The sequence below is a fragment of the Streptomyces sp. DSM 118878 genome, from assembly GCF_052936595.1.
Genome location: NZ_CP193622.1, coordinates 2,692,037 through 2,714,206, shown reverse-complemented (window position 1 = coordinate 2,714,206; position 22,170 = coordinate 2,692,037). Strand labels below are relative to the sequence as shown.

The following is a 22,170-nucleotide window of genomic DNA, read 5'->3' as shown; positions in this document are numbered from 1 at the left end:
ACCCGGCTGACCGGCTCACCCGGTCACGAGCTCCGGCGGACCACATAGGCACGGCCGTGGTCCGCCGGCCGCTCGCCCACGTACTCCTGGCCGCGCATCTCGCACCACGCCGGGATGTCGAGCCGCGCCGCCTCGTCGTCCGCGAGCACGGTCACGGTGCCGCCGACCGGGACGTCCCCGATCACCTTCGCGAGCTCGATGACGGGCAGGGGGCACCGCTTGCCGAGCGCGTCCACGACGAGCGAAGCGGCCTCCCCGCGGACCTCCGCGGCGGCCGGCGCCCCCAGCTTCTCGCGCACCCCGGACACGGCACCGGGCAGTACGCCGAGGAAGCGCTCCACCTCCGCCGCCTCCGTGCCCGGCGGCAGCGAGACGCGTACGTTGCCCTCGCTCAGCACGCCCATCGCCTTGAGCACATGGCTCGGGGTCAGCGTCGAGCTGGTGCACGACGAGCCGGACGACACGGAGAAACCCGCCCGGTCCAGCTCGTGAAGCAGCGTCTCCCCGTCGACATAGAGACAGGAGAAGGTGACGACGTGCGGCAGCCGCCGCTCCGGATCGCCCACCACCTCCACGTCCGGCACCAGGGCGGGCACCCGCTCCCTGATCCGCTCCGTCAGTTCCCGCAGGCGCACCCGCTCCGCCTCCGCCTTGGCCCGCACCGCCCGCAGCGAGGCGGCGGCCGCGACGATCGCGGGGATGTTCTGGAACCCGGCGGCGCGCCCGGACTCCCGCTCGTCGGCAGGGCCCTGGACCGCGAAGCGCACTCCCTTGCGCACGGCGAGCAGTCCGACCCCCGCGGGCCCGCCCCACTTGTGGGCGCTGCCCGTGAGCAGCGACCAGCCGCCGTCCACCTGACCCCAGGCCAGCGACTGCGCCGCGTCCACCAGAAGGGGCACCCCGGCCGCGCGGCAGACCTCGGCCACCTCGGCCACCGGCTGCTCGGTGCCGACCTCGTGGTTGGCGGACTGAAGGCACGCGAGCGCGGTGTCCTCGCGCAGCGCTTCGGCGTACCCCTGGGGGGAGACGGAGCCGCCCCGGTCCACGCCCACCTCGGTGACCGACCCGCCGCCGCTCGCGTGGACCTCGGCCGAATGGAGTACCGACGAGTGTTCGACCGCCGACACGATCAGGTGACTCCCGGTGCGGCGGCGCCCGGCGAGCGCACCCGCGATCCCGGAGTGCACGGCCCGGGTGCCGGACGAGGTGAAGACCAGCTCGTCGGGCCTGCACCCCACGGCGTCGGCGGCCGCCTCGCGCGCGGCGTCGAGCAGCATCCTGGCCCGCCGCCCCTCGCGGTACAGCCGGGCGGGATCGGCCCACCCCTCGTCGAGCGAGGCCTGGAGAGCCTGCCGGGCGACGGGGTGGAGGGGAGCGGAAGAGGCGGCATCGAAGTAGGACACGGGGCAACGCTAGAAGGTGCGCCCACGAATGCGCCCCATAGGGGCGCGGGGAACTGCGCGCTCAGCCGAGAAGACCCCGCAGTCGCGGACGGTCAGGTTCCACCACCCCGGTGGGCGCCCGACCCTCCGTCAGATACCGGCCGTAGGCCAAGCCCCCACCCTTCGGAGTGACCCGCGGCGCGTTAGGCACCCTCCCCGCGCGACCCCAAATAGCGTCCAGTAGGGTTTGGTCCGCATAAACATCCAAACCCCTGCCCGCCGCAGGGCGGCGACCGACCAGCGAGAAGGCCGCAGCCAACAGCGCGGGCGAGACTCTCGGGAAGGCGCTACGTGAGTCCCAACGGCTCCGACCGCTCGTCGCGGCGCCCGATGCGGCGGAAGCTGCCGCAGGTGCTGACTGCGGGCCTGATCCTGGCGACCGCCACAGGTTGCACATACAAGGATTTCCCCCGCCTTGGAATGCCCACTCCGGTGACGGAGGAAGCTCCGCGGATTCTCTCCCTCTGGCAGGGCTCGTGGGCGGCAGCGCTCGCCACGGGCGTGCTGGTCTGGGGTCTGATCCTGTGGAGCGTCATCTTCCACCGGCGTAGCCGCACGAAGGTGGAAGTACCTCTGCAGACCCGGTACAACATGCCCATCGAGGCGCTGTACACGGTCGTCCCCCTCATCATCGTCTCCGTGCTCTTCTACTTCACGGCACGGGACGAGTCGAAGCTCCTCAAGCTGGAGGACAAGCCGGCCCACACCATCAACGTGGTCGGCTTCCAGTGGAGCTGGGGCTTCAACTACGTCGAGGACGTCAAGGGTTCCAACAAGGAGGACGCGAAGACCTCCAAGGACCTGGACGCCATTCCGAAGCGTTTCCGTGACGACTTCCCGGCCGGTGCCGGTGGTGTCTACGACGTCGGCACGCCCGGCGAGCGGAACCCCCAGAACGGCAACCCCGGCCCCACCCTGTGGCTCCCCAAGGGCGAGAAGGTCCGCTTCGTCCTGACTTCACGTGACGTCATCCACTCCTTCTGGGTGGTTCCGTTCCTCATGAAGCAGGACGTCATCCCGGGCCACACCAACGCCTTCGAGGTGACTCCCAACAAGGAGGGCACCTTCATGGGCAAGTGCGCCGAGCTCTGCGGCGTCGACCACTCCCGGATGCTCTTCAACGTCAAGGTCGTCTCTCCCGAGCGCTACCAGAAGCATCTGGAAGAGCTCGCCGAGAAGAACCAGACCGGTTACATCCCGGCCGGCATCGAGCAGACGGGCCACGAGAAGAACCGGGAGACGAACAACCTGTGAGCATCCTCAACGAACCCCAGGGTGCCGCGGCAGCAGCAACGGACTCGTACGAGAACGAGCTGCCCGTCAGGCGCAAGCAGCCGGGAAACGTCGTCATCAAGTGGCTGACCACCACTGACCACAAGACGATCGGCACGATGTACCTGGTCACCTCGTTCGCGTTCTTCTGCATCGGCGGAGTGATGGCGCTCTTCATGCGCGCCGAACTCGCCCGCCCGGGTACGCAGATCATGTCGAACGAGCAGTTCAACCAGGCGTTCACGATGCACGGCACGATCATGCTGCTGATGTTCGCGACGCCGCTGTTCGCCGGTTTCGCGAACTGGATCATGCCGCTCCAGATCGGCGCGCCCGACGTCGCCTTCCCGCGGCTGAACATGTTCGCCTACTGGCTGTACCTCTTCGGCTCGCTCATCGCGGTCGGCGGCTTCCTCACGCCGAACGGTGCGGCCGACTTCGGCTGGTTCGCCTACAGCCCGCTCTCGGACGCGGTCCGTTCGCCGGGTATCGGCGCCGACATGTGGATCATGGGTCTGGCCTTCTCCGGCTTCGGCACGATCCTCGGCTCAGTCAACTTCATCACCACGATCATCTGCATGCGCGCGCCCGGCATGACCATGTTCCGCATGCCGATCTTCGTGTGGAACGTGCTGCTGACGGCCGTCCTCGTGCTGCTCGCCTTCCCGGTCCTGGCCGCCGCGCTGTTCGCCCTGGAGGCGGACCGTAAATTCGGTGCCCATATCTTTGACGCGGCAAATGGCGGCGCACTGTTGTGGCAACACCTCTTCTGGTTCTTCGGCCATCCAGAGGTGTACATCATCGCGTTGCCGTTCTTCGGCATCATTTCCGAGGTCATTCCGGTCTTCTCCCGCAAGCCGATGTTCGGCTACATGGGCCTGATCGGCGCGACCATCGCCATCGCGGGTCTCTCCGTGACGGTGTGGGCGCACCACATGTACGTCACAGGCGGCGTGCTACTGCCGTTCTTCTCCTTCATGACGTTCCTGATCGCCGTACCAACAGGCGTGAAGTTCTTCAACTGGATCGGAACGATGTGGAAGGGGTCGCTGAGTTTCGAGACCCCGATGCTGTGGGCGGTCGGCTTCCTGATCACCTTCACCTTCGGTGGCCTGACGGGCGTCATCCTCGCCTCGCCCCCGATGGACTTCCACGTCTCGGACTCGTACTTCGTGGTGGCGCACTTCCACTACGTGGTGTTCGGCACCGTCGTCTTCGCCATGTTCTCCGGCTTCCACTTCTGGTGGCCGAAGTTCACCGGCAAGATGCTGGACGAGCGGCTCGGCAAGATCACCTTCTGGACGCTGTTCATCGGCTTCCACGGCACGTTCCTGGTGCAGCACTGGCTGGGCGCCGAGGGCATGCCGCGCCGGTACGCGGACTACCTCGCGGCCGACGGCTTCACCGCCCTGAACACGATCTCGACGATCGCCTCGTTCCTGCTCGGTCTGTCGATACTGCCGTTCTTCTACAACGTCTGGAAGACCGCCAAGTACGGCAAGAAGATCGAGGTCGACGACCCGTGGGGCTACGGCCGTTCGCTCGAATGGGCGACGTCCTGCCCGCCGCCGCGGCACAACTTCGTCACCCTGCCGCGCATCCGCAGTGAATCGCCGGCCTTCGACCTGCACCACCCGGACATCGCGGCCCTCGGTCAGATCGAGAACGCCGGGCAGAAGGACACCGCGCTGTTCGGCGGCGACAAGGAGGCCGCGAAGTGAAGATCCAGGGCAAGATGTTCATCTGGCTGAGCGTCTTCGTCCTCGCCATGGCGATCGTCTATGGCGTGTGGTCGAAGGAGCCGGCCGGTACCACGGCGCTCTTCCTGGCCTTCGGCCTGTGCATCATGATCGGCTACTACCTGGCCTTCACGGCCCGGCGGGTCGACGCCTCCGCACAGGACAACAAGGAGGCCGACGTCGCGGACGAGGCCGGCGAGGTGGGCTTCTTCAGCCCGCACAGCTGGCAGCCGCTCTCGCTGGCCGTCGGTGGCGCGCTCGCCTTCATGAGCATCGCCATCGGCTGGTGGCTGATGTACTTCTCCGCCCCGCTCCTGCTGATCGGTCTCTGGGGCTGGGTGTTCGAGTACTACCGCGGCGAGAACCAGACCCAGTGAGTCTGTAGTTCCCGACGCGCCCGAAGGGCCCGGACCCTCCTTCTGGAGGTCCGGGCCCTTCGGCGTGCCGCGGCCATCTTGCCCCCCGTACGGGTTACTTCGGCGCGCCGTACACGGTGAATATCCATATCGTGTGCTTATGAGCCAGTCACCGCGTATTCGTACGATATCGAGCTATACGCTCCTGGTGGCAGCCCTCGGCACGGGCGCCACGGCATGCGGCAGCTCCGACGGCCACCCGCTCTCGGCGCAGCCGTACGACGCGGCCGGCCAGGTCACCTTCAACGCCCCCATGGGCACCCAGAAGGCCGACCCGGACAAGCCCCTCGAAGTCACCGCCCGGGGCGAGGACGCGCGCATCACCGATGTGACCGCCACCGACGCCGCGGGCCGGCACCTGGCCGGCGAACTCACCGCCGACGGCGCCCGGTGGCACAGCACCGCGCCGCTCGCGGCCGGCGCCCACTACACGGTGCGGGTGAGCACCGAGGACGAGGACGGCGCGCCCGGCCGCAAGGTCCTGACGTTCGACACCCACGCGGCCCCGGGGAAGAAGCTCCTGAAGGTCACCTTCGCCCCCGAGGCGGGCCTGTACGGCGTCGGACAGCCCGTCACGGCCTCGCTCAGCGCCCCGGTGAAGGGCAAGGAGGCCCGCGCGGTCGTGGAGCGGGCCCTGAAGGTCAGGTCCACGCCCGCGACCGAGGGCTCCTGGTACTGGGTGGACAGCGAGACGCTGCACTACCGGCCCAAGGACTACTGGCCCGCCCACGCCACCGTCAGCGTCTCCAGCGGCCTCGGGGGCATCAAGGTCGGCGACAGGCTGTGGGGGGCCGAGACCAAGCCGCTCAGGTTCACCACGGGGGACCGGGTCGAGGCCGTGACGGACGCCGCCTCCCACACGATGACGGTCTACCGCAACGGCGAGGAGATCAACTCCATACCGGTGACCACCGGAAAGCCCGGCTACTCCACGCGCAACGGCGTCAAGGTCGTGCTCGGCAAGGAGTACTTCGTACGCATGCGCGGCACCAGCATCGGCATCCCCGACGGCACCGCCGATTCGTACAACCTGCCGGTGTACTACGCCACCCGGCTCACCGACACGGGTGAATACGTGCACGCCGCGCCCTGGTCCGTGGGCTCGCAGGGCTCCGCCAACGTCAGCCACGGCTGCGTGGGGATGAGCACGAGCAACGCCGCCTGGTTCTTCAAGACGGTGCGGCAGGGCGACATCACCCGGACGATCAACAGCTCCGGCGAGGACATGCCGACGTTCGGCAACGGCCTGGGCGACTGGAACATGGGCTGGAAGAAGTGGCGCGAGGGCAGCGCGGTGCTCGGCGGCGCCAAGGACGGCCCCGCGGCCGTCGAAGCGGCCCGACTGCGGCCGGCGGTCTGACGGCCCCGCAGAACGGCACGGAGGGCCCCGCGAAGCCGCGGGGCCCTCCGTCGTACGCGCTGGGGCGGGTCAGGCCCCCACGGCCAGGCGCTTGCGCAGCAGGGCGGCCAGCGCGTCCGCGAACTCCACCGGATCGACCGGAAGGGTCACCGCGGCCTCAGCCCTGCTCCAGGTGGCCAGCCAGGCGTCCTGCGGGCGCCCGATGAGCAGCAGCACCGGCGGCGCCCTGAAGACCTCGTCCTTGATCTGGCGGGACACGCCCATGCCGCCCGCGGGCGTCGCCTCGCCGTCGAACACGCAGACGTCCACACCGCCGGCGTCCAGCTCCTTGAGGACCGCGGGCAGCGTCGCGCACTCGATGAACTCGACCTCGGGAACGTCCGTCGCAGGCCTGCGCCCGGTGGCCAACCGGACTTGCTCGCGGGTGCTCGCGTTGTCGCTGTAGACCAGCACCGTGGCGGTCGGCTGCATTGTTCCTCCAGTACGTCGAGCAGTCCTGAGCTGAGCTGTGCCGTCGTGGGATCGGGAACCGATGCGCGGATGCTACTCCTCCCGACACCCCGTCAACAGCGGTTCGCAGGGCCTCGCGATGGGCCATACGGGCAGGACACACCCCGCAGACACTCCGAACGGCACCCCCCGGGGTGAGGGCGGGATAAGCGACCGACATAATGTCGGTCGTGGCGACAGCAACGACAGTAGATACCGGGCACGCGCACCCGCCGGTCAATCGACCGAACCTCACCAGCGTCGGAACCATCATCTGGTTGAGTTCCGAGCTGATGTTCTTCGCGGCCCTCTTCGCGATGTACTTCACCCTGCGATCGGTGACAGGTCCTGATCACTGGAAGGAAATGGCCTCGGCCCTTAACTTCCCGTTCTCGGCGACGAACACCACCATCCTGGTGCTCTCCTCCCTCACGTGTCAGCTAGGCGTGTTCGCCGCTGAACGTGGCGATGTGAAGAAGCTCCGGATGTGGTTCATCGTCACCTTCATCATGGGTTCGGTCTTCATCGGCGGTCAGGTGTACGAGTACACCGAGCTGGTCAAGCACGAGGGCCTCTCGCTCTCGTCCGACCCGTACGGCTCGGTCTTCTACCTGACCACCGGCTTCCACGGACTGCATGTGACAGGCGGCCTGATCGCCTTCCTGCTGGTCCTCGGCCGCACGTACGCGGCCAGGAAGTTCACCCATGAACAGGCGACCGCAGCCATCGTCGTGTCCTATTACTGGCACTTCGTCGATGTGGTCTGGATCGGACTCTTCGCCACGATCTACATGATCAAGTAATCGGCGGGGGTCGCTCACGCGACGTACCGAAACTTTCCAGAAGCATCGACGCAGAAGATCCTGACACCGGGGTAATCCGTGAAAAAGCTCTCCGCACGACGACGCCATCCGCTGGCGGCGGTCGTCGTCCTACTCCTCGCGCTGGCGGCCACCGGGGGGCTGTACGCCGCGTTCGCGCCGGCGGACAAGGCGCAGGCCGACGACACCGCCCAGTCCCTCGCCATCGACGAGGGCAAGAAGCTCTACGCCGTGGGCTGCTCCAGCTGCCACGGAACCGGCGGTCAGGGCTCCTCCGACGGTCCGAGCCTGGTCGGCGTGGGCGCCGCGGCGGTCGACTTCCAGGTCGGCACCGGGCGCATGCCGCTCCAGCAGCAGGGTGCCCAGGCGCCCAAGAAGAAGGTCATCTACAACCAGGCCCAGATCGACCAGCTCGCGGCGTACGTCTCGTCGCTGGGCGCCGGTCCTTCGGTTCCGACCGAGAAGCAGTACAGCCCGGACGGGGCAGACATCGCCAAGGGTGGCGAGCTGTTCCGCACCAACTGTGCCCAGTGCCACAACTTCACCGGTAAGGGTGGCGCGCTCACGCACGGCAAGTACGCGCCGTCGCTCGAGGATGTCTCCCCGAAGCACATCTACGAGGCCATGCAGACCGGCCCGCAGAACATGCCGTCCTTCCCCGACACCACGATGCCGGAGAAGGAGAAGAAGGACATCATCGCGTACCTCGACGCGGTCAACGGCGAGAAGACCGAGAGCCCTGGCGGTCTGTCGCTGGGCGGTCTGGGTCCGGTCAGTGAAGGCCTCTTCGGCTGGATCTTCGGCCTCGGTTCGCTGATCGCGGTCGCCGTGTGGGTCGCAGCTCGGACCGCAAAGGCCAAGAAGTCATGAGTAGCCAAGAGATTCCAGAAGAGAAGAACCTGCCGGCTGAGCAGGACACCGAGCACGGCTCGGTAGCGGTGGCGGACGAGAACCCGTTCGCCGACCCGGGCCTCCCGCCGCACGAGCACCGTGTCCAGGACATCGACGAGCGGGCCGCGAGGCGCTCCGAGCGCGCGATCGCGTTCATGTTCACGCTGTCCATGCTGGCCACCGTGGGCTTCATCGCCTCGTTCGTGGCCATCCCGGCGAACAAGAGCATCTACGTCTGGCCGATCGGGCACATCAGCGGTCTCAACTTCGCCCTGGGTCTGACCCTGGGTGTGGCGCTGTTCTGCATCGGCGCGGGCGCGGTCCACTGGGCCCGCACCCTGATGTCCGACGTGGAGGTCGCCGACGACCGGCACCCCATCGAGGCCGAGCCCGAGGTCAGGGCCAAGGTCATGGCCGACTTCAAGGCCGGTGCCGAGGAGTCGCAGTTCGGACGGCGCAAGCTGATCCGCAACACGATGTTCGGCGCGCTCGCCCTGGTCCCGCTCTCCGGTGTCGTCCTCCTGCGCGACCTCGGTCCGCTGCCCGAGGACAAGCTCCGGCACACCAAGTGGGCCAAGGGCAAGAAGCTCGTCAACATGAACACGCACGAGCCGCTGCGTCCCTCGGACGTGCAGGTCGGTTCGCTGACGTTCGCCATGCCCGAGGGCATGTCGGAGCACGACCACGACTTCCAGGTCCAGATCGCCAAGGCCGCCCTGATGATCGTCCGTATCCAGCCGGAGAACATCAAGGACAAGCGCGAGCTGGAGTGGTCGCACGACGGCGTCGTCGCCTACTCCAAGATCTGCACCCACGTGGGCTGCCCGATCTCCCTGTACGAGCAGCAGACGCACCACGTCCTCTGCCCGTGCCACCAGTCCACCTTCGACCTCTCCGACGGTGCCCGAGTGATCTTCGGCCCCGCTGGTCACGCCCTGCCGCAGCTGCGCATCGGTGTGAACGAGGAGGGCTACCTCGAGGCGCTCGGCGACTTCGACGAGCCCGTCGGTCCTGCCTTCTTCGAGAGGGGCTGACCTCATGAGCAGCGACAACAAGAAGAAGGCACCCGCCGGCGAGCGGGTGGCCGACTGGGCCGACGGCCGTCTTGGGATCTACTCCCTGGCCAAGGCCAACATGCGCAAGATCTTCCCGGACCACTGGTCCTTCATGCTCGGCGAGATCTGCATGTACAGCTTCATCATCATCATCCTCACGGGTGTGTATCTGACGCTGTTCTTCCACCCGTCGATGAACGAGGTGGAGTACACCGGCAGCTACGTCCCGCTGCAGGGACAGCTGATGTCCGAGGCGTTCAACTCGACCATGCACATCTCCTTCGATGTGCGCGGTGGTCTGCTGATCCGGCAGATCCACCACTGGGCGGCGCTGATCTTCCTCGCCGGCATGTTCGTGCACATGATGCGCGTGTTCTTCACGGGCGCCTTCCGCAAGCCGCGTGAGGTCAACTGGCTGTTCGGCTTCCTGCTGTTCGTCCTCGGCATGTTCACCGGTTTCACCGGTTACTCGCTCCCTGACGACCTGCTCTCCGGCACCGGTGTCCGCTTCATGCAGGGCGCGATCCTGTCCGTCCCGGTCGTCGGCACGTACCTGTCGATGTTCCTGTTCGGCGGTGAGTTCCCCGGCGGCGACTTCGTGGCGCGCTTCTACTCGGTGCACATCCTGCTGCTGCCGGGCATCATGCTGGGCCTGATGGTGGCGCACCTGATCCTGGTCTTCTACCACAAGCACACGCAGTTCGCGGGCCCCGGCAAGTCCAACAAGAACGTCGTCGGCATGCCGCTGCTGCCCGTCTACATGGCCAAGGCCGGAGGCTTCTTCTTCCTGGTCTTCGGTGTCATCGCGGTCATCTCGGCGATCGCCTCGATCAACCCGATCTGGGCCATCGGCCCGTACCGTCCGGACCAGGTGTCCACCGGTGCGCAGCCCGACTGGTACATGGGCTTCTCCGAGGGCCTGATCCGTGTCATGCCGGGCTGGGAGATCAACCTCTGGGGTCACACGCTCGTCCTGGGCGTGTTCATCCCGCTGATGATCATCTTCCCGATGGTCCTCGTCGTGATCGCGGTCTACCCGTTCCTGGAGGCCTGGGTCACCGGCGACAAGCGCGAGCACCACATCCTGGACCGCCCGCGCAACGCCCCCACCCGGACCGCGTTCGGCGTCGCCTGGATCACCTGGTACATGGTCATGCTGATCGGTGGTGGAAACGACCTCTGGGCCACGCACTTCCACCTGTCGATCAACGCGATCACCTGGTTCGTGCGCATCGCCTTCTTCGTCGCCCCGGTCATCGCGTTCATCGTCACCAAGCGGATCTGCCTGGGTCTGCAGCGGCGTGACAGGGACAAGGTGCTGCACGGCCGCGAGTCGGGCATCATCAAGCGCCTGCCGCACGGCGAGTTCATCGAGATCCACGAGCCGCTCGGCAAGGACCAGCTCCACACCCTGACCGCGCACGAGCAGTACAAGCCGGTCGAGATCGGCCCGACGGTCGACGAGAACGGTGTCGAGCGCAAGGTCACCGGCGCGCAGAAGCTGCGCGCCAAGCTCTCCAAGGGCTACTACGGGGAGGACAACCAGATCCCCAAGCCCACCGCCGAGGAGTACAAGGAGATCACGAGCGGCCACGGTCACCACTGATCGACTGAAGCTCGACGAGCTGTAGACCACAAGGTCGCCACGGCAGGAGCCCCGTCCATTGCATGGACGGGGCTCTTTGCCGTCCCCAGGGCTGGATAGGGTGGTCCCGCCCCCCTACGTACCGGACGAAAAACCAGGAGCGGCTATGAGCGCTGTGACCCCCGCAGGAGGCACCACCGCGGCGGGCCGTTCCTGGCCCGACGTACTGAACGGACTGCTCGACGGGCGCGACCAGAGCGCCGACGACACGGCCTGGGCCATGGACCGCATCATGCGGGGCGAGGCCACCGACGCGCAGATCGCCGGCTTCGTCGTGGCGCTGCGGGCCAAGGGCGAGACCGTGGAGGAGATCTCCGGCCTCGTCCGCGCGATGTACGAGCACGCCAACGTGATCGAGGTGCCGGGCGAGACGGTCGACATCGTCGGCACGGGCGGCGACGGCGCCAAGACGGTGAACATCTCCACGATGTCGGCGATCGTCATCGCGGGCACCGGCGCGAAGGTCGTCAAGCACGGCAACCGCGCCGCGTCCTCGGCCAGCGGGGCGTCCGACGTCCTGGAGAAGCTGGGCGTCAACCTCCAGCTCACCCCCGAACGGGTCGTCGAGGTCGCGGAGGAGGCGGGGATCACCTTCTGCTTCGCGGTGAAGTTCCACCCGGCGCTGCGACACGCCGGTGCCGCGCGCAGCCAGCTGGGCATCAGGACCGTCTTCAACCTCCTCGGTCCGCTCACCAATCCGGCCAGGGTGCGGGCCCAGGCCGTCGGTGTCGCCGACGCGCGGATGGCGCCCGTGGTCGCCGGGGTCTTCGCCGGGCGCGGGCACTCCTCGCTCGTCTTCCGGGGCGACGACGGTCTCGACGAGCTGACGACGACGTCCACCTCCCGCGTCTGGGTGGTGCGCGACGGAGCCGTCCGCGAGGAGGCCTTCGACCCCCGTGACGTCGGCATCGGCCTGGTGCCCGTCGAGGCGCTGCGCGGCGCCGACGCCTCGTACAACGCGGAGGTCGCCCGGCGGCTGCTCGACGGCGAGAGCGGCCCGGTGCGCGACGCGGTGCTCCTCAACTCCGCGGCGGCCCTGGTGGCCCTCGCGCGGGGCACGGGCAGCCTGGAGGAGCAGATCCGTGCCGCGATGGCGCGGGCGGCGGAGTCGATCGACTCCGGGGCGGCGAAGCGGGCCCTGGAACGGTGGGTGGCCGCCAGCAACCGCTGAAGCGGGCGAGACGTGTGACGCGGGGCGCAGTCCGAATTCTGGACCGCGCCTTGCGCACCGAAGATCGTGTGGCAGGATGCTGCACAGGTCATGAGTGACAGCGACTACGGCCCCGGCCCGCTGTCCGGCAACCCTCCGTCCGTGGCGGGGTGCCCCGGGTGAAGACCAGGTCGTACGCAGCAAGGCGTATGGCAAGCGCGGACCCCTGGACATCGTCGTATGTCACAGCCCTGGGGTCCTGGTCCTCAAGGGAGCAGTCTCGTGAGCAAGCGAATGTGCTAGGGCCTTCCGGCCCCTTTCCACGCACCCTTTTTCTCTTCATCACTGCACCGCCCTGCCTCTGCCGTACGGGCGTCGACGCAGTGAACTCACTTGCCTCTTACGGGAGTTCGCCATGTCTGTCTCCGCCGGTGCCGTCGACGCCTCCGTCTGTGCCCCGCTGCCGGTGCTCGGCAGGGACGTCACCGTGCCGCTCGTCACCGGAGGGGAGGTCACCTACGCCGCGCTGGACTACGCGGCGAGCGCCCCGGCGCTCCAGCGGGTCTGGGACGACGTGGCCGCGTACGCCCCCTACTACGGCAGCGTGCACCGCGGCGCCGGGTACCTCTCCCAGCTCTCCACCGACCTCTTCGAGAACTCCCGGGCCACCGTCGCCGAGTTCCTCGACTGCCGCGAGGGCGACCAGGTCGTCTTCACCCGGTCCACCACCGACTCGCTGAACCTGCTCGCCGCCGCCCTGCCCGCCGACTGCGAGGTCTTCGTCTTCGAGACCGAGCACCACGCCTCGCTCCTGCCGTGGCGGGACGCCCGCGTCACCTACCTCGACGCCCCGCGCACCCCCGACGCGGCCGTGCACACCCTGGAGCGCGCCCTAGCCGACCGCGAACCCTACGGACCCGCCCTGGTCTGCGTGACCGGTGCCTCCAACGTCACCGGCGAGCTGTGGCCGGTCAGGGAACTGGCCGCCGCCGCCCACGCGCACGGGGCCCGGATCGTCCTGGACGCCGCGCAGCTCGCGCCCCACCACCCCGTCTCCGTATGCGAGTTGGACGTCGACTGGGTCGCGTTCTCCGGGCACAAGCTGTACGCGCCCTTCGGCTCCGGCGTCCTCGCGGGCCGCTCCGACTGGCTGCGCGCCGCCGAGCCCTACCTCGCGGGCGGCGGCGCCTCGCGGAAGGTGGCGCGGCGCCCCAAGGAGGCAGGCGGCGGCGTGGACGTGGAGTGGCACGACACCGCCGCCCGCCACGAGGCCGGGTCGCCCAACGTCATCGGCGTCTACTCCATCGCCTCCGCCTGCAAGGCGCTCACCGAGGCGGGCTTCGACGACCTGGTGGCCCGGGAGCGGCACCTGATCGCGAAGGTGCGCGAGGGGCTCGCCGAGGTGCCGGCCGTCCGGGTGCTCTCGCTCTTCGGTGACGACGCGCCGCGCGTGGGCGTCATCTCCTTCGTCGTGGACGGCTGGAACAGCTCGCACTTCGCCGCCGCGCTCTCCGCCGAGTACGGGATCGGCGTAAGGGACGGCCTGTTCTGCGCCCACCCGCTGGTGCGCACCCTGCTCGGCGGCGAGGCCGACGAGCCCGGCGAGTGCGGCGCCCCCGAGGCCGCGCCCGGCGAGAAGTCGCTGAACGCGATCCGCGTGAGCTTCGGCGCGGGCACCCCCGACGAGCACGTCGAGCGTTTCGTACGGGCCGTCAAGGAGCTGGTGGCGGACGGCGCCCGGTGGAACTACCGCACCGAGGACGGCCGTTGCGTGCCGGACACCGGCGTGAGCGCGTGACCCGTCCGGCCGCTCCCCAGGCGTGACCCGAGCATGATCATCCGCAGGGCCCGCTCGGTCGCGTCGGTGAGGAACTCGCCGCCCCTGCCGAGGGCCTCCGTCAGGGAGACCGGGGCCGGCAGGATCGCGCTGTAGGCGTCGACGCCCACCGCCCGCACATGGTGGGCGCCCTGCCCGATCGTGCCCGCGAGCACCAGGACCGGGCGGCCCGAGCGCTTGGCGCGGCGGGCCACCTCGGCCGGGATCTTGCCGCGCGGCGTCTGGTGGTCGAGGGCGCCCTCCGCCGTGACGACCAGGTCGGCGCGGGCCAGGCGGGCGTCCAGGTCGAGCCGGCCGAGCAGCACGTCGAAGCGGGGGAGCAGCCGCGCGCCCAGGGCGGCCAGGCCCGCCCCGAGGCCGCCGGACGCGCCGGTGCCAGGGCCCTCGAAGAGGTCGGTCGTGACGCGGAGGTCACGCGTGAGGACGTGCGCCCAGTGTTCGAGGCCCGCGGCGAGCTGCTCGACCTGGGCGGGCGTCGCGCCCTTCTGGGGGCCGAAGACGCGGGCGACGCCGCGCTCGCCGCAGAGCACGTTGAAGGGGTTGCACGCCACGCGGATGTCGGTGTCCGCGAGGCGCGCGTCGAGGCCGCTCGCGTCGATCCGGCTCAGCCGGGCCAGCTCCCGGCCGCCGTGCGGCAGTTCCCAGCCGTCGGCGTCCAGGAGGCGGGCGCCCAGGGCCTGGAGCGCGCCCGCGCCGCCGTCGGAGGTGCCCGAGTCGCCGCAGCCGACCAGGATGCGGCGGGCGCCCGCGTCCAGGGCGGCGCGGATCAGCTCGCCGACGCCGTACGTCGTGGTGGCGCCCGGGTCGCGCAGATCGCGGGGGACCAGGGCGAGCCCGGCGACGGCCGCCATCTCGACGACCGCCGTGCCGTCGCGGAGCAGCGCGAAGTGCGTGCCGATCCGCTGGCCCACGGGACCGGTGGCGGGCAGCGCGACGAGCCGGCCGCCGTCCGCGGACGCCAGGGCGCGGGCGGTGCCCTCGCCGCCGTCCACCAGCGGGATCAGATCGGTCTCGGCGTGCGGGACGACACGGCGTACCCCCGCGGCGATGGCTTCGGCCGCGGAGCCCGCGGACAGGGACTCCTTGAAGCCGCTGGGGGCGATGGCGAAACGGGTCAGCATGAGGTCTCCAGTGCGAGCGCAGTGCGGGCGGATTCAGCGGACGGGGACACCGAGCAGCGGCCAGAGCGTGACGGCGAAGAGCAGGACCAGCGCGGCGGTCAGCGGGGCCAGTACCGCGGACAGGCGCAGCAGGTCGCGCGGGGTGTAGGTCGGGGTGCCCGGGATGTCGGCGAAGAGGGTGACCGGCTTGGCCGAGGCGGGCAGCGTGTGACAGAACCCCGCCGCCGCCGTGGAGGCCAGGGCCGCGGCGACCGGATTGACGCCCGCGCCGGCCGCCGCGGCGACGACCAGCGGGACCAGGACGGACGACCGGGCCGAGCGGGACTGGAGGACCAGGTGCGCGGCCGTGCTCAGGAGGACGACCACGGTCAGGAACAGCCACGGGGGCACATCCAGGGGCAGGCCGCCGACCAGCCACTTCGCCGCTCCGGAGTCGGCCAGCGCGACGCCCATCGCCATCGTCGCGGCCATGAAGAGGAGCAGCGCCCAGGGCACCGTCTTCAGGGCGTCCTTGAGGCGTACGGTGCCCAGGGCGGGCGAGGCGGCCACGACGGCGCCGATCAGCGCGACGACGGCGGGCGGCACCTGGTGCAGCGGCTCGCTGCACCAGAGCGCGACGACGGTGGCGAGCAGCAGGGCGCAGCGCGTCTCGGCGGGCTCCCAGGGTCCTGAGACCGGCTGCTCGCTGTGGGCCTGGAGCTGTTCGACGGTGATGCGCACCGGGCCCGAGCGGTCCGCGCGCCGCGTGGTCGTCAGCAGGACGGCCTCGGCGGCCAGGTGGGACGAGGCGACGGCGAGCGGAAGGCCGAGCAGCAGCCACTGGGTGAAGCCGATGCGCTCACCGGTGGCCTCCCAGAGCACCGACACGGTGATCAGATGGGCGCCCGCGCCGATCAGCGTCGCGACCGCCGAGAGCAGGATGACGGTGGGGAAGAGCAGCGCGAGCATCACGACCAGGCGCTTTCGGTCGGCGAGGACCTTGGCGAGCGCGAGGAAGACGGGCAGGGCGAGCGCGGCGCGCCCCGAGGTGGCGGGCACCGCGAACGCCGTCACGACCAGCGCGGCGGTCGTCAGGTGCGTCAACTGCCGTACGCTGCGGGCCCCGCTGACCAGGAAGGCCGCCGCCCGCCCCGCGAGCCCGCTGCGCGCCACGGCGGCGGCGAGCACGAAGGCGCAGATCAGCAGCCACACCGTCTCGTCCCCGAGGGTGCCGAAGAGGGTGTCGCTGCTGATCACGCCGGTCGCGGTGAGGGCGAGTCCCGCGCCGAGGGCGATGTAGGTGTCGTCGATCGGCGTGCCGACCCAGGCGCAGGTCGCGAAGGTGAAGACGGCGAGCGTGATGCGGGCGTCGCCGCCGAGTCCCGGGAAGTTGCCGGGGACCACGAGCAGCGCGCAGACGCTGAGGGCGACGCACAGGGTGAGGGCTCGACGGGGGGTCAGGGTCACGGTGTTCAGCGTGCCGCTGTGCCGTGAGCCCTCAATGAGCCGCAGATGAAAGGAACTTCACCGGGAACTTCACCGGTCCGGCGGTACGCGCCGGCCTCACCCCGCGTCCGGCAGCCGGTACCCCATCCCGCGCACCGTCTCCACCCGCTCGGCGCCCAGCTTCTTGCGCAGTGCGCGCACGTACACGTCCACGATGTTGGAGCCGGGGTCGAAGTCGTACCCCCACACGTGGGAGAGGATCTGCTCGCGCGAGAGCACCTGCCCGGGGTGGCGCAGGAACAGTTCGAGCAGGACGAACTCACGGGCCGTCAGGTCCACCGTGCGCTCTCCCGAACGCGCCCTGCGGGTACGCAGGTCCAGGGTCAGCTCACCGCTGCGCAGCACCGTCACCTCCGGCGCCCACGCCGCCGTACGCAGGCGCAGCCGCACCCGGGCGAGCAGCTCCTCGAAGCGGAACGGCTTGGTCATCCAGTCGTCGGCGCCGCCCTCCAGGCCCGCGACGGTGTCGCGTACCGAGTCACGGGCGGTCAGCACGATGACGGGCGTGCTCACCCGGGCCTCGCGGAGCTGCCGCAGGACGGTGAATCCGTCCTTGCCGGGCAGCCCGATGTCCAGGAGGACCAGGTCGAAGCCGCCGGTCAGGGCGTAGTCGTGGGCGCTGTCGCCGTCGCCGACCACGGTGGTGGTGAAGCCGTTGGCGCGCAGGCCCTTCTCGACGAAGGAGGCGATGCGCTCCTCGTCCTCGACGATCAGTACACGGTTCACGGGCGGGCCGCCCCTTCCTGTGGTGGCTGTACGAGGACGAAGGTGGCGCCGCCGCCGTCCGTGGGGCGTAGTTCGACGCGCCCGCCGTGGCCTTCGGCGATGGCCTTCACGATGGCGAGGCCGAGCCCCGCCCCGGTGGAGCGCGAGCCGCGCCGTGCGGTGCCGCGGCGGAACCGCTCGAAGATCACGGCCGCGTCCTGCGGCTGCACCCCGGGTCCGCTGTCCGCGACGTACAGCTCGATGTGCCCGTCGCGCAGCCGCGAGCCGATGCCGACGCGCTGTCCGGGCACGGTGTGCTGGACGGCGTTCTGGGCGAGCTGGACCATGGCCTGGGTGATGCGCTGGGCGTCGAGCCGGGCCTCGGCGTCGGCGACCTCGGCGAGGTGCCAGTCCCGCTCGCCCAGCGCCCTGGCCTTGACGAAGACGTCCGCGGTCAGCTCGGCGAGCTGTACGGGCCCCGGGGTGACGAAGTCGGGCCGCTCGGCCTTGGTGAGCAGGAGCAGGTCCTCCACCATGCGGCTCATCCGGTCCAGCTCCTCCGTGACGATGCGGACCGTCTCCTCGCGCTCGGCGGCGTTCTCGGTGGCGGTGTCCATCAGCTCCAGGTGGCCGCGGACGATGGTGATGGGGGTGCGCAGCTCGTGGCCCGCGTCGTCGACGAACTCCCGCTGGGCGGCGAAGGCCCGCTCAAGGCGGTCCAGCATGCCGTTGAAGGTCTCCGCGAGGGCCGCCACGTCGTCATGGCCCTGCACGGGGATGCGCTGGGTGAGGTCCTGCTCGGTGAGTTGCGCGGCGGTGGCCCGCACGAGCCTGACCGGTTTGAGGATGCGCCCGGCGACGACCCAGCCGATGCCCGTCGTCATCAGGAGCGCGACCCCGGAGGTGGCGAGCAGCATGGTGAACACGCCGTTGGCCTTGGCCCGTTCCCCCGCCGGGTGGAAGGCGACCACGAAGGCCGCCTCCGGGTGCGCGGGGCCCGACTCGATCACCGCCTTCGCCCAGCGGACCTCGCCGCCCGGCCTGTCCAGGGTGCCGGTGGCGTCGGGGGAGTCGAAGACGGCCTTCAGCGAGGCGGGGTCGTCGGCGAGCGGGTGGTCGATCCGCGGCTCCCGGGACTGTTCCTTCTTGGCGGGCCCCCGGCCCTGCCGGCCGATGAGGCCGAGCAGTTCCTCGTCGGGGTCGGCGTACTGCCGTGACAGGAAGAGCCGCAGCAGCGGATCGGGGTCGGTGAACGGCTCGCCCGTGTGCGGATCGACCCCTTCGTGTACGAAGTTGGTGAACTCCCGGGTCTCCTGGGCCAGGAGCCGGTCGACGCGGTGGTCGACCTCGCGGAGCAGGACCGAGCGCGTGGTGGCGGCCACCGCGGTCAGCGCGACGGCCATCACCACGAGCAGCCACAGCAGGATGCGGACCCGGGCGGATACCCGGCGGCGCGGGGGGTCAGCCGTCGTCACCGGGGCCGTCGTCGTCGTTGTCGCCCCGGCCCGCGTCGTCGTCCGCGTCGTCGTTGTCATCGCCGGTGGGTCCGTCGTCGCCGCTGGGTCCGTCGTCGTCCGATCCGTTCTCGCCGACCGGCGGCGGGGGCACCTTCTCGTCGCTCGGGGTGGGCCGGGCGGTGGTGGGAGTGGCGGAGGGGGAGCCGCTCGGGAGCTCGACCTTGGGCGGAGCCTTGGGGGGTGCGGGGCTGTCCGTCAGCAGGTAGCTGGTCACGGCGATACCGAGCGGTATCGCCACGACGGCTGCCAGGGCCGCCATGCGCTGGGAGAAGACCATGCCGGTGATGATGGACGGCGTACCGCCGGGTCCGGATGAGCCACGGATGAGGAAACCTTCATGAAGGCCCGGGCCGGGTGCGTGGCCGGGAGCCCGGGCCGGCCTAGGAGTCGAGGCCGATCGCGAACGCCGCTTCCAGGTCGTGCTGGGAGTACGTGCGGAACGCGACGTGCGTGTCCGTCCCCTCGACGCCGGGGATCTTGCTGATCCGGCCGGGGATGACGTCCGCGAGGTCGTCGTGGCGCGGCACCCGCACCATCGCGATCAGGTCGTAGGTGCCGGTGACGGAGAAGACCTCGCTGACCGAGTCGAGCGCGGCGATCGACTCGGCGATCTCCGGGATCCGGTCCACGCTGGTCCTGATGAGCACGATCGCGGTGATCACGGCTGACTGTCTCCCTCGATGGCCGGTGCGGTGCCTTTCACCTTAGCCCTCCGCAGGCACCACACCCACGCGTGGAGGAACCCCAGCGAGAAGCCCACCAGATGTGCCAGGTACGCCACCCCGGTGCCCTGGCCGTCCCGCCCCGCCGCCAGCCACTGAAGGGCCACCCAGAACGGCAGCACCAGCCAGGCGGGGAAGCGCAGCGGCAGGAAGAACAGGAACGGATAGATGCTGGTGACGCGCGCTTTCGGGAAGAGGTAGAGGAAGGCGCCGAGGACGGCGGAGATCGCCCCCGAGGCCCCGACGAGGGTCTGCTGGGAGTCCGCGTGCGCCACCGCGTACGAGAGCAGCGCGAGGTAGCCGCAGCCGACGTAGAAGAGCGCGTACCGCAGGCGCCCCATGCGTTCCTCCACCATCGCCCCGAAGACGAACAGGAAGAGCATGTTGCCGAGCAGATGGACCCAGCTCCCGTGCACGAACAGAGCCGTGAACGGGCCGAGCGCGGCGCTCGGCACGCCGCTGAGGAGTTCGGCGGGCACCACCCCCCAGCGCTCGAAATAGGCCTGCTGCGCGCCGAGCAGTTCGTTGCCGCGGCCGTAGCCGTCGTTGAGCCCCGAGACCGGGGAGACCGCGAAGACCAGGCAGCAGACGGCGATCAGTCCGTACGTCACCGGGGCGGACCGGTCGCCGGACAGCCGGCTCGCCCTCGTACTCCATGCGTGGATCATGGACAGAGCATGACGTAACGGGCGCTACCCGCACAGACCGCCATGCCGGGGCGGACGCCGCCGCATGGTGCCCCTTACAGGCCTTAAGGTTGCGGGCAATACGCACCACGGAAACCCGGACGAGTGCCACGCCACCGAGGAAAGCGATCAGCCACGATGACGGTTCCCCTCCCGACCGCCACCACCCGGTGGCGCTGCAAGCTGTGCGGCAACCTCACGCGCTTCGATGTGACCCGCAGCTCGAAGGTCGTCGAGTATGTGCACCTCGACCTCGCCGGTGAGTCGAACGTCGAAGAACGCGAGGTGGTCAGTGAGACCATCGAGTCGGTCCGCTGCCGCTGGTGCAACGCTGTGGATCAGGTGGAACTGGTGGACAGGCCGGGCACCGACTCCTGAGGGAGCGGGGCCCGCACGGCAAGTGGGGTGACGGATGGTGGAGAGCGCAGGCGGGGAGCCGGACGACGGCACCGCTGAGGTGCTCGACCGTCCGCTGCCGGACGGCGTGCGGCGACGTGTCGTGCGACTCGTCTCCGACGGCTTCGGCGGCCTGACCATGGCCGAGCTCCCCGCACAGCTCAGACAGTACGCCCGCTTCACGCCCAGCAGGCGCGCGAAGTTCGCGGGCAACGCCATGGCGGCCGCCCTGGAGAGCGACACCCTCTTCCGGCAGCGCATCGGCGAACGGCTCAGGGAGGCCCAGGCCGAGCTGGCCGCCGCCCTGGACGCGGGCACCCCGCCCCCCGCCGCCGACCCCCTGGACGTGGCGGCGGCGGCCTATGTGCTGCGCCCCGCCGGCTGGGTCAAGCTGGTGACCGCCGCGGGCGAGGAGGCCCAGCGGGCCGACGCCGAGCGCGTGGACGACGAGACCAGGGCCGAGCTCGACCGGCTGCGCGCGGAGCTCGCCGAGGCCCGCGGCCAGACCAAGGCGGAGACCGAGCGGCTGCGCGCCGAGCTGGAAGCGGTGCGCAGGGAAGCCGAGTCCACGCACCGCAAGCTGCGCGGGGCGCTCAGCGACGTCAAGCGCGGCGAGGCCGCGCTGCGCAAGGCCCTCGCGCAGACCGAGGCCATCCGCGCCGAGGGCCAGGCCCAGGTGTCCGCCGCCGAGAGCGAGACCCGGCGGCTCAAGGCACGGCTCGGCGAGACCGAGGCCGCCCTGGAGGCCAGCCGCAGGGCGGCGCGCGAGGGGCGCAGCGTCGAGGACATGCGGGTGCGCCTGCTGCTCGACACGGTCCTCGAAGCGGCCCAGGGGCTGCGGCGCGAACTGGCGCTGCCGCCCGTCTCCGTACGCCCGGCGGAGACCGTGGACGCCGTCGAGCCGGGGCGGATGTCGCCCAAGGACATCGCGGCCCGCGCCCTCTCCGAGAACGACCCGGCGATCCTGGACCAGCTCCTCGCCCTGCCGCAGGCACACCTGGTCGTCGACGGCTACAACGTCACCAAGACCGGTTATCCGACCATGCCCCTGGAGAAGCAGCGGCTGCGTCTCCTCGGCTCGCTCTCGCAGCTCGCCCTCCAGTCGGGCGCCGAGGTGACTTGCGTCTTCGACGGGGCCGAGCTGGCCGCTCCGGTGCTGCTCGCGCCGCCGCGCGGGGTCCGGGTGCTCTTCTCCAAGCCGGGCGTGACCGCCGATGAGCTGATCCGTCAGCTCGTGCGCGCGGAGCCGCCGGGCAGGCCCGTGGTCGTCGTCTCGACCGACCGCGAGGTGGCCGACGGAATCGCCAAGGCCGGTGCGCGGCCGGTGGCTTCGGTGGTGCTCCTGAAGCGGCTTTCGCGGGGCTAAAGGGGCTTCCCGCAACTCCTGGGCCCTATGCCCGAATTGGCAGCTCCGGAGCGTG

General features: G+C 70.1%; 21 protein-coding genes and 1 riboswitch. Of the genes, 12 read left to right on the top strand and 9 right to left on the bottom strand.

The genetic code is table 11. The features are described 5' to 3' along the window. Positions 1–23 precede the first annotated feature (23 nt). Positions 24–1,403: an aminotransferase class V-fold PLP-dependent enzyme gene (locus ACRAKF_RS11855; RefSeq protein ID WP_447036941.1), complete on the bottom strand. Its 1,380-nt coding sequence runs from the start codon at positions 1,401–1,403 to the stop codon at positions 24–26. A gap of 330 nt (positions 1,404–1,733) precedes the next feature. Between ACRAKF_RS11855 and ctaC the strand changes: the two genes are divergently transcribed. The 4 genes from ctaC to ACRAKF_RS11835 all read left to right on the top strand — a co-directional run bounded on the left by ctaC (position 1,734) and on the right by ACRAKF_RS11835 (position 6,229). Next, complete coding sequence (gene ctaC, locus ACRAKF_RS11850; RefSeq protein ID WP_447036940.1) at positions 1,734–2,696, top strand: aa3-type cytochrome oxidase subunit II; 963 nt, start codon at positions 1,734–1,736, stop codon at positions 2,694–2,696. After that, positions 2,693–4,435 (top strand): aa3-type cytochrome oxidase subunit I, encoded by a 1,743-nt coding sequence (ctaD, locus tag ACRAKF_RS11845; protein WP_447036938.1) that lies wholly within the window; start codon positions 2,693–2,695, stop codon positions 4,433–4,435. The genes ctaC and ctaD overlap by 4 nt, the downstream gene beginning before the upstream one ends. Then, on the top strand, positions 4,432–4,830 hold the full coding sequence (locus tag ACRAKF_RS11840; RefSeq protein ID WP_062781039.1) for a cytochrome c oxidase subunit 4: 399 nt from the start codon (positions 4,432–4,434) through the stop codon (positions 4,828–4,830). Before ctaD ends, ACRAKF_RS11840 begins: the two co-directional genes overlap by 4 nt. A gap of 139 nt (positions 4,831–4,969) precedes the next feature. After that, positions 4,970–6,229 carry an Ig-like domain-containing protein gene (locus ACRAKF_RS11835; RefSeq protein WP_447036936.1) on the top strand — a complete coding sequence of 420 codons (1,260 nt, stop codon included), beginning with the start codon at positions 4,970–4,972 and terminating at the stop codon, positions 6,227–6,229. Positions 6,230–6,298: 69 nt separating this feature from the next. Here ACRAKF_RS11835 and ACRAKF_RS11830 read toward each other — a convergent pair whose 3' ends face one another. Further along, entirely contained in the window at positions 6,299–6,700 is a 402-nt protein-coding gene (locus ACRAKF_RS11830; RefSeq protein ID WP_447036934.1) for a hypothetical protein, read from the bottom strand. A gap of 200 nt (positions 6,701–6,900) precedes the next feature. Between ACRAKF_RS11830 and ctaE the strand changes: the two genes are divergently transcribed. From ctaE to ACRAKF_RS11800, 6 genes are all read left to right on the top strand, one after another. Continuing rightward, complete coding sequence (gene ctaE / locus ACRAKF_RS11825) at positions 6,901–7,521, top strand: aa3-type cytochrome oxidase subunit III (protein WP_447036933.1); 621 nt, start codon at positions 6,901–6,903, stop codon at positions 7,519–7,521. A 78-nt stretch (positions 7,522–7,599) separates the two neighbouring features. Continuing rightward, entirely contained in the window at positions 7,600–8,409 is an 810-nt protein-coding gene (gene qcrC, locus ACRAKF_RS11820) for a cytochrome bc1 complex diheme cytochrome c subunit (RefSeq protein ID WP_447036932.1), read from the top strand. Beyond that, complete coding sequence (qcrA, locus tag ACRAKF_RS11815) at positions 8,406–9,464, top strand: cytochrome bc1 complex Rieske iron-sulfur subunit (RefSeq protein WP_447036930.1); 1,059 nt, start codon at positions 8,406–8,408, stop codon at positions 9,462–9,464. The genes qcrC and qcrA overlap by 4 nt, the downstream gene beginning before the upstream one ends. A gap of 4 nt (positions 9,465–9,468) precedes the next feature. Next, entirely contained in the window at positions 9,469–11,091 is a 1,623-nt protein-coding gene (gene qcrB, locus ACRAKF_RS11810; RefSeq protein ID WP_447036928.1) for a cytochrome bc1 complex cytochrome b subunit, read from the top strand. 145 nt (positions 11,092–11,236) lie between these two features. After that, positions 11,237–12,301, top strand: coding sequence for an anthranilate phosphoribosyltransferase (trpD, locus tag ACRAKF_RS11805; RefSeq protein WP_447036927.1), 1,065 nt, complete (start codon positions 11,237–11,239; stop codon positions 12,299–12,301). A gap of 86 nt (positions 12,302–12,387) precedes the next feature. Then, positions 12,388–12,505, top strand: a riboswitch (SAM riboswitch). A gap of 190 nt (positions 12,506–12,695) precedes the next feature. Then, positions 12,696–14,078, top strand: coding sequence for an aminotransferase class V-fold PLP-dependent enzyme (locus ACRAKF_RS11800; RefSeq protein WP_447036926.1), 1,383 nt, complete (start codon positions 12,696–12,698; stop codon positions 14,076–14,078). Here the strand turns inward: ACRAKF_RS11800 and ACRAKF_RS11795 are convergent. The 7 genes from ACRAKF_RS11795 to ACRAKF_RS11765 all read right to left on the bottom strand — a co-directional run bounded on the left by ACRAKF_RS11795 (position 14,027) and on the right by ACRAKF_RS11765 (position 20,335). Next, positions 14,027–15,238 carry a glycerate kinase family protein gene (locus tag ACRAKF_RS11795; protein WP_447036924.1) on the bottom strand — a complete coding sequence of 404 codons (1,212 nt, stop codon included), beginning with the start codon at positions 15,236–15,238 and terminating at the stop codon, positions 14,027–14,029. The genes ACRAKF_RS11800 and ACRAKF_RS11795 overlap by 52 nt on opposite strands. Positions 15,239–15,271: 33 nt before the next feature. After that, positions 15,272–16,684 (bottom strand): SLC13 family permease, encoded by a 1,413-nt coding sequence (locus tag ACRAKF_RS11790; protein WP_447036923.1) that lies wholly within the window; start codon positions 16,682–16,684, stop codon positions 15,272–15,274. A gap of 96 nt (positions 16,685–16,780) precedes the next feature. Next, positions 16,781–17,449 carry a response regulator transcription factor gene (locus ACRAKF_RS11785; RefSeq protein WP_447036922.1) on the bottom strand — a complete coding sequence of 223 codons (669 nt, stop codon included), beginning with the start codon at positions 17,447–17,449 and terminating at the stop codon, positions 16,781–16,783. Beyond that, complete coding sequence (locus ACRAKF_RS11780; RefSeq protein ID WP_447036921.1) at positions 17,446–18,963, bottom strand: HAMP domain-containing sensor histidine kinase; 1,518 nt, start codon at positions 18,961–18,963, stop codon at positions 17,446–17,448. Before ACRAKF_RS11780 ends, ACRAKF_RS11785 begins: the two co-directional genes overlap by 4 nt. Continuing rightward, complete coding sequence (locus tag ACRAKF_RS11775; protein WP_447036920.1) at positions 18,890–19,222, bottom strand: small secreted hydrophilic protein; 333 nt, start codon at positions 19,220–19,222, stop codon at positions 18,890–18,892. Before ACRAKF_RS11775 ends, ACRAKF_RS11780 begins: the two co-directional genes overlap by 74 nt. A 103-nt stretch (positions 19,223–19,325) precedes the next feature. Beyond that, the gene (locus ACRAKF_RS11770; RefSeq protein WP_150183687.1) at positions 19,326–19,607 is read right to left on the bottom strand and encodes an Lrp/AsnC family transcriptional regulator; all 282 of its coding nucleotides are present in this window, start codon (positions 19,605–19,607) and stop codon (positions 19,326–19,328) included. Continuing rightward, positions 19,604–20,335, bottom strand: a complete 732-nt coding sequence (locus ACRAKF_RS11765) for a rhomboid family intramembrane serine protease (RefSeq protein ID WP_447036919.1) — start codon at positions 20,333–20,335, stop codon at positions 19,604–19,606. The genes ACRAKF_RS11770 and ACRAKF_RS11765 overlap by 4 nt, the downstream gene beginning before the upstream one ends. Positions 20,336–20,491: 156 nt before the next feature. Here ACRAKF_RS11765 and ACRAKF_RS11760 point away from each other — a divergent pair, with 156 nt between their 5' ends. Both ACRAKF_RS11760 and ACRAKF_RS11755 read left to right on the top strand, forming a co-directional pair. Next, entirely contained in the window at positions 20,492–20,731 is a 240-nt protein-coding gene (locus ACRAKF_RS11760) for a hypothetical protein (protein ID WP_076686704.1), read from the top strand. Positions 20,732–20,765: 34 nt separating this feature from the next. Then, positions 20,766–22,115, top strand: coding sequence for an NYN domain-containing protein (locus ACRAKF_RS11755; protein WP_447036918.1), 1,350 nt, complete (start codon positions 20,766–20,768; stop codon positions 22,113–22,115). The last annotated feature ends 55 nt before the right edge of the window (positions 22,116–22,170 follow it).